The following is a 6530-nucleotide window of genomic DNA, read 5'->3' on the forward strand; positions in this document are numbered from 1 at the left end:
GGGCGTCGGCGGTCCCGATTAGGCTGAGTGGCATGCCCCAGACCGTTCCCGCTCCCTTTCCGTGGGCGGACGTGTGGGGGCAGGACGCCGCCGTCGACACGCTCCGTGCCGCGGCATCCGACCCCGCTGCGCTGTCGCACGCCTGGCTGATCACCGGCCCGCCCGGATCGGGACGTTCGACTCTCGCCTATGCGTTCGCGGCCGCGCTGGTCGCCGATCGCCCTGACGACGAGAACGTGATGCGCCAGGTGCTCGCGGGCACCCATCCCGACGTCACGGCGCTGCGTACCGACAAGGTCATCATCACGATCGCCGAGGCGCGCGGTCTCGTGGAGCGCTCCTACTTCGCGCCCTCCGCCGGTCGGTACCGGGTCATCGTGGTCGAAGACGCCGACCGCATGGTCGAGCGCACCTCCAACGTGCTCCTGAAGGCGCTCGAAGAGCCGCCGGAGCAGACGGTGTGGATCCTCTGTGCGCCCAGCGAGGCCGACCTGCTGCCGACGATCCGCTCCCGCGTGCGCTCGTTGCGGCTTCGTGAGCCGGATGTCGCCGATGTCGCCAGGCTCATCAGCCTGCGCACGGGTGTCGACGAGCGCGTCGCCGAGCAGGCAGCCCGGCACGCGCAGCGCCACATCGGCATGGCCCAGCGATTGGCCACCGACGACGCGGCTCGGCGTCGGCGCGACGAGACCCTCCGGTCCGTTCTCGGCGTTCGCGGCGTCGGTGATGCGGTCGAGGTGGCGGGGCGCATCATCCAGGCCGCGACCGAGGACGCCAAGGCCCTCACCGCCGAGCGTGACGCGCAGGAGCGTGCTTCGCTGCTGCGCACGATCGGCATCGCCGAAGGACAGGCCGTTCCGCCGGCGCTGCGTACGCAGCTCTCCGCGCTGGAAGACGATCAGAAGAAGAGGGCCACGCGCAGCCTGCGCGACGGCATCGATCGTGTGCTCACCGATCTGCAGTCGCTGTTCCGCGACGTCGTGATGCTGCAGTTCGGGCGCGGCGACGACTTGATCAACAGCGAGCTGCGTGACGAGTTGGCGGGGCTCGCATCCACCTGGTCCGAGGCCCGTACTCTTGTCGTACTTGACCATCTTGCCGAGACGCGGCAGTCGCTGGAGCGCAACGTCGCCCCACTGCTCGCCCTGGAGAGCTTGCTCGTGACGATCACGAGCGGGAGGAAACCGTGAACAATCGACCGACTTCCCGCTTCCGTCGCGCCGCCGTCGTCGTCGCCTGTCTGGCCGCGGCATCCGTCGCCCTCTCCGGGTGCCTGTATGCGATGATCCCGGAGCAGTCCTCGCGGCCGTCGACGACCAACGCCCCCGACACCGAGGGTGTCGCGGAAGACCTGCTTCCGTTCTACTCCCAGGAGCTGGAGTGGAGCGAGTGCGGCGTCGGCTTCGACTGCACCGACGTCACGGCACCTCTCGACTGGGAGAACCCCGGTGAAGGTGAGATCACGCTCTCGGTGGTGCGGCACCGCGCCGAGGGAACCCCCGTCGGCTCGCTGCTGATGAACCCGGGTGGCCCCGGTTCCAGCGGCGTCGATCTCGTCCAGAACAACCTCGACTTCGCCGTCGGCGCCGACATCATCGAGAACTACGACGTCGTCGGCTTCGACCCCCGGGGCGTCGGGGCATCGACCGCGGTGACCTGCTATGACGCACCCGAGATGGACGACTACCTCTACGGCATCCCGGCCGCCGCCCGCGGCACCGCGGAGTGGGAGGCCGAACTCCTCGAATCGCACAAGGCTTTCGCCGAGGCGTGCGATGCGAACAGCGACGGCATCCTGCCGCACATCACCACGGTCGACGCGGCCCGCGACATGGACCTGATCCGTGCCGTGCTGGGCGATAAGCAATTGAACTACCTCGGCTACTCCTACGGCACGTTCCTCGGTGCGACCTACGCCAAGCTGTACCCCGAGAAGGCCGGACGGCTGGTGCTCGACGGTGCCATCGATCCGGCCGTCCCCGGCCTCGAGGTGGGTGCGACGCAGGCCCTCGGCTTCGAGTCGGCGCTACGCGCTTACATGCAGAACTGCCTCGATTCCGGCAGCTGTCCGTTCAACGGCACCGTCGATGAGGCGATGGCCGACCTGGGGGCGCTGCTGGCGAGCGTCGACAACACGCCCCTGAAGAATGGTGACGGGCGTCTGATGGGCGCGGACTCCCTGATGACCGGCATCATCGCCGCGCTCTACTCCGAAGGCAGTTGGGACTATCTGACCCAGGCGCTCGACGAGGCGCTGCAGGGTGACCCGACCACGGCATTCCTGCTCGCCGACTTCTACAACGGCCGTGAGAACGGCGTGTACCTCGACAACTCCTCCGAAGCCTTCCGCGCCTACAACTGCATGGACTACCCGGTGGAGGACGACCCGGCGGCAGAAGCCGCGATCGAGGCGAAGATCGCGGAGGGTGCCCCGACGATCGCCCCGTACTGGACCGGCCCCGACTCCTGCTCGGTCTGGCCCTACCCGCCCACGGGCACTCGCGGTGAGATCACGGCAGAAGGTGCCGGGCCCATCCTGGTCGTCGGCACCACCAACGATCCGGCGACGCCGTATGAGTGGTCGGAATCGTTGGCGAAGCAGCTCGAGGAGGGGGTCCTCATCACTCGTGTCGGCGAAGGGCACACGGGCTACAACAAGGGCAACGCCTGCGTCGATGACGCCGTCGAAGCGTTCCTGCTCGATGACGTGGTGCCCGAAGACGGCCTCCGCTGCGAGTGAGGCGGGCTCGATTCGCGAGCGAGCGCGAGACAGGGTAATATCGGTGATCGCGCCGCTCACGCGTCGCACGCCGCTTTAGCTCAGTCGGCAGAGCATTTCACTCGTAATGAAAAGGTCGTCAGTTCGATTCTGACAAGCGGCTCCGACAACAGAGAAGGCCCCCGGTTATCCGGGGGCCTTCTCTGTTTCTCCCCCGGGTGAGTCCTCGTCGAAGGCCTGGCCGTGGGTCCTCGTCTGGGCAAGACTCACTCGTGTACAGGTACAGGCGGGATCCTGGAGGAGAGCATGACTCAGAACGGCGCATCGGACTCGATCATCAGGCAGCACGCGGAGGTGCTCGCACATCTGCCCTTCGGTGATGAACGCGATTTCGCGGCAGTGGAACGGGGCTTCATCGGGACGCTGGATGATCCGGCGATCCGTGACGCAGCGGGGGAAGTGGTGTGGGACGCATCCACCTACGACTTCCTGGCGGGTGAGGCGCCGGACACCGTGAATCCGAGCCTGTGGCGCCAGAGCAGGCTCGTCGCGAAGCACGGGCTCTTCGAGGTCGTTCCCGGGCTGTACCAGATCCGGGGACTCGACCTGTCGGTGATGTCGTTCGTCGAAGGAGACTCCGGTGTCATCGTGATCGATCCGCTGATCTCCAAGGAGACGGCCGCGGCAGCGATGGCTCTCTATCGCAGGCATCGCGGCGACCGGCCGATCAGCGCGGTGATCCACACGCATTCGCACATCGATCACTTCGGAGGCGTGCAGGGCATCGTCACGCAGGAGCAGGTCGATGCGGGGGTCGAGATCATCGTGCCGGAAGGAATGGTCGAACACGCGGTGGCGGAGAACGTGTACGCGGGCACCGCGATGGGTCGCCGTGCCGGGTACATGTACGGAGCGGCGCTCGCCCGCGGGCCGAAGGGCGCCGTCGGCGCGGGTCTCGGTCAGACGACATCGACCGGTGAGGCCACGCTGTTGGCGCCGACCCTCGAGATCACCACGACCGGTCAGACCCACACGGTCGACGGGCTGGAGATCGAGTTCCAGATGGCGCCGGGAACCGAGGCGCCGAGTGAGATGCACTTCTACTTCCCGCGGTACAAGGCGTTGTGCATGGCGGAGAACGCGACTCACACGCTGCACAATCTGCTCACGCTGCGTGGCGCCGTCGTCCGTGACCCGCATGTCTGGTCGAAGTACTTGACCGAGGCGATCGAGCACTTCGGTCCTGACGCCGAGGTCGTCTTCACCTCGCATCACTGGCCCACGTGGGGCAACGCGGAGATCCTCGAGTTCCTGGGCCTGCAGCGCGACCTCTACGGCTACCTCCATGATCAGACGCTGCGGATGATCAACCAGGGGCTGCAGGGCGCGGAGATCGCAGAGAGCATCGAACTGCCCCCGGCATTGGAACAGGCCTGGCACGCGCGCGGATATTACGGGTCGGTCAGTCACAACGTGAAGGCGATCTACCAGCGGTACATGGGCTGGTTCGACGGGAATCCGGCACGGTTGTGGCCGCATCCGCCGAAGGAGCAGGCAACCCGCTACGTGGAGGCACTCGGTGGCGTCGGCCGGGTCGTCGAGCTCGCGCAGGCATCGTTCGATTCGGGCGACTATCGATGGGCGGCGACGCTTCTCGACCACGCCGTGTTCACCGACCCGACGCACGCCGCGGTGAGGGGGCTCTATGCCGACACGCTCGAACAGCTGGGGTACGGCGCGGAGAACGGCACCTGGCGCAACTTCTTCCTGTCCGGGGCGACCGAGCTCCGCGAGGGGAACTTCGGCACCCCTACGGTGACGACGGCGCCGGGCATCCAGGCTCAGCTCACTCCTGAGCAGCTGTTCGACGCTCTGGCGATCACTGTCGACGGCCCGCGAGCGTGGGAGCTGGATCTCGCTTTCGACGTCACGCTCAGTGATCTCTCCCGCAGCTTCCATCTCACCCTCCGCAACGGGGTGCTGGTGTACGTCGAGCGGGAGCCTGCCGACGGCACCGCGCTCCATCTGACGCTCACGAAGCCACGGCTGATCGCCTTGGCGGGCGGTGACCTCGATTCCGACGGTGTGGAGGTACGCGGCGACGTCGAGGTGCTCCGGCAGCTCCTCGGGGTGCTGAGCCCTGGGGATCCCGCGTTCGAGATCGTCCTGCCCTGAGCGCAGGCGCAGGGGGAGCAGCGGCTCCGAAGGCCCCGTGATGTGAAGTACATCACGGGGCCTTTCCCGTTCCCGCGGCGTACGCTCGGAGTATGAGCAGAGCACTTCTCATCGTCGACGTGCAGAACGATTTCACCGAGGGCGGCGCTCTCGCCGTCTCCGGTGGCGACGCGGTGGCCGCGGCCGTCACCACGTTCCTCGCCGCGCACGCGACCGACTACACGGTGATCGTCGCCTCACGAGACTGGCACGACCCCGACGGGGACAACGGCGGGCATTTCGCCGAGACCCCCGACTTCGTCGATTCCTGGCCGGTGCATTGCTTCGCCGGTACCGAGGGAGCGGAGTACGATCCGCTACTGGTGACGGATGCGGTGACGCATCACATCCGCAAGGGGCAGGGCATGCCGGCGTACTCGATGTTCGAGGGCACGACGGATGCGGGGGAGACCGTCGGTACGATCCTGACGGCGGCGGGCGTGCTCAGCGCGGACATCGTGGGCATCGCGACGGATCACTGCGTCCGTGCGTCCGCGCTCGACGCCATCGCGCACGGCGTCCACGTGCGCATCGTGACAGATCTCGTGGCGGGTGTGGCGCCCGAGCCGAGCGAGAGGGCGCTGGCGGAACTCGTGCACGCCGGTGCGGAACTGGTCGAGAGCGCCAACGCGTGACCGGCAGTGCGCTGCTCCTGCGGGCCGTGAACGTCAATGGCCGCAACAGTGTCCCGATGGCGCGTCTCCGTGAGGTCCTCGCGGCCGAGACGGACCTGTCCGACGTCTCCACCTACATCGCCAGCGGCAACATCATCTGCGCGACGCCGAAGGATCCGGATGCCGCATGCGCTGCCGTGCGCCTCGCGATCCATGCGGAGTTCGGTGTGGACACGCCCGTCATCCACCGCTCCCATGAGCAGTTGGTGTCCTCGGAGTCCGCCCAGCCCTTTCCCGAGGGCGACGTGAAGTTCGTGCACGCGATGTTTCTCGAGGGTGCGCCTTCCCCCGGGGCGATCGAGGCGCTCGAGCAGCGACGGCGGCCGGAGGAGCGTGTCGCGCTGGTCGGGAACGATCTGTGGATCGACTACGGCGAAGGCGGTGTGCATTCCACCAAGCTCACGAAGGCCGTGCTGGATCGTGCACTCGGGGTCGCAGGGACGGCCCGCAACCTCCGGACGACCCGCACGCTCATCGAGCTGACGGTGTGACCGAGCGGGATGCGGTCGCACTGGCCCTGCCCTTCACAGGGCGGTGGCTCACGCAGAACAGTCCGGCATCCCGCATCCCCAGTCATGGCACCACGCTGTTCGGCACGTCGTACGCGATCGACTTCGTGCCGGTCGGGGCCGATGGACGCAGCGCACCTCTGAACGTTGCGAGGTTTCTCGGAACCGAGAAGCCGGAGTCCTTCATCGGGTTCGGACGGTCGATCCTGAGCCCGGTCGCCGGCGAGGTCGTGGAGGCTCATGACGGCGAGGCCGATCACGTCGCTCGGCGCTCTCCGCTGGCGCTGATCGGATACGCGGTCACGCAGGCCTCCCGCGTCCGTGGTGGGGCGGCGGCGATGGCAGGCAACCATGTCGCCATCCGCATTCCCGGTGCAGTCGTCCTGCTCGCACATCTGCGGGCGGGGAGCGTCG

6 protein-coding genes and 1 tRNA gene are annotated in these 6530 nt (G+C 67.5%); all 7 read left to right on the plus strand.

What is annotated here, in order from left to right; all coding sequences use genetic code 11:
• Positions 1 to 32 precede the first annotated feature (32 nt).
• Positions 33 to 1190: a DNA polymerase III subunit delta' gene (locus tag CQ042_RS16360; RefSeq protein ID WP_105671512.1), complete on the plus strand. Its 1158-nt coding sequence runs from the start codon at positions 33 to 35 to the stop codon at positions 1188 to 1190.
• Positions 1187 to 2740: an alpha/beta hydrolase gene (locus tag CQ042_RS16365; RefSeq protein ID WP_105671513.1), complete on the plus strand. Its 1554-nt coding sequence runs from the start codon at positions 1187 to 1189 to the stop codon at positions 2738 to 2740. Before CQ042_RS16360 ends, CQ042_RS16365 begins: the two co-directional genes overlap by 4 nt.
• Before the next feature lie 69 nt (positions 2741 to 2809).
• A tRNA-Thr gene (locus CQ042_RS16370) sits at positions 2810 to 2882 on the plus strand.
• Positions 2883 to 3025: 143 nt separating this feature from the next.
• On the plus strand, positions 3026 to 4894 hold the full coding sequence (locus CQ042_RS16375; RefSeq protein WP_105671514.1) for an alkyl/aryl-sulfatase: 1869 nt from the start codon (positions 3026 to 3028) through the stop codon (positions 4892 to 4894).
• 92 nt (positions 4895 to 4986) lie between these two features.
• Positions 4987 to 5568 carry an isochorismatase family protein gene (locus tag CQ042_RS16380; protein WP_105671515.1) on the plus strand — a complete coding sequence of 194 codons (582 nt, stop codon included), beginning with the start codon at positions 4987 to 4989 and terminating at the stop codon, positions 5566 to 5568.
• Positions 5565 to 6098: a DUF1697 domain-containing protein gene (locus tag CQ042_RS16385; protein WP_105671516.1), complete on the plus strand. Its 534-nt coding sequence runs from the start codon at positions 5565 to 5567 to the stop codon at positions 6096 to 6098. The genes CQ042_RS16380 and CQ042_RS16385 overlap by 4 nt, the downstream gene beginning before the upstream one ends.
• Positions 6095 to 6530: peptidase (locus CQ042_RS16390; protein WP_105671517.1), on the plus strand; the 436-nt coding region annotated here is incomplete at its 3' end. The genes CQ042_RS16385 and CQ042_RS16390, both read left to right, overlap by 4 nt.

The organism is Microbacterium sp. MYb62, assembly GCF_002979475.1.
Lineage (GTDB): Bacteria > Actinomycetota > Actinomycetes > Actinomycetales > Microbacteriaceae > Microbacterium.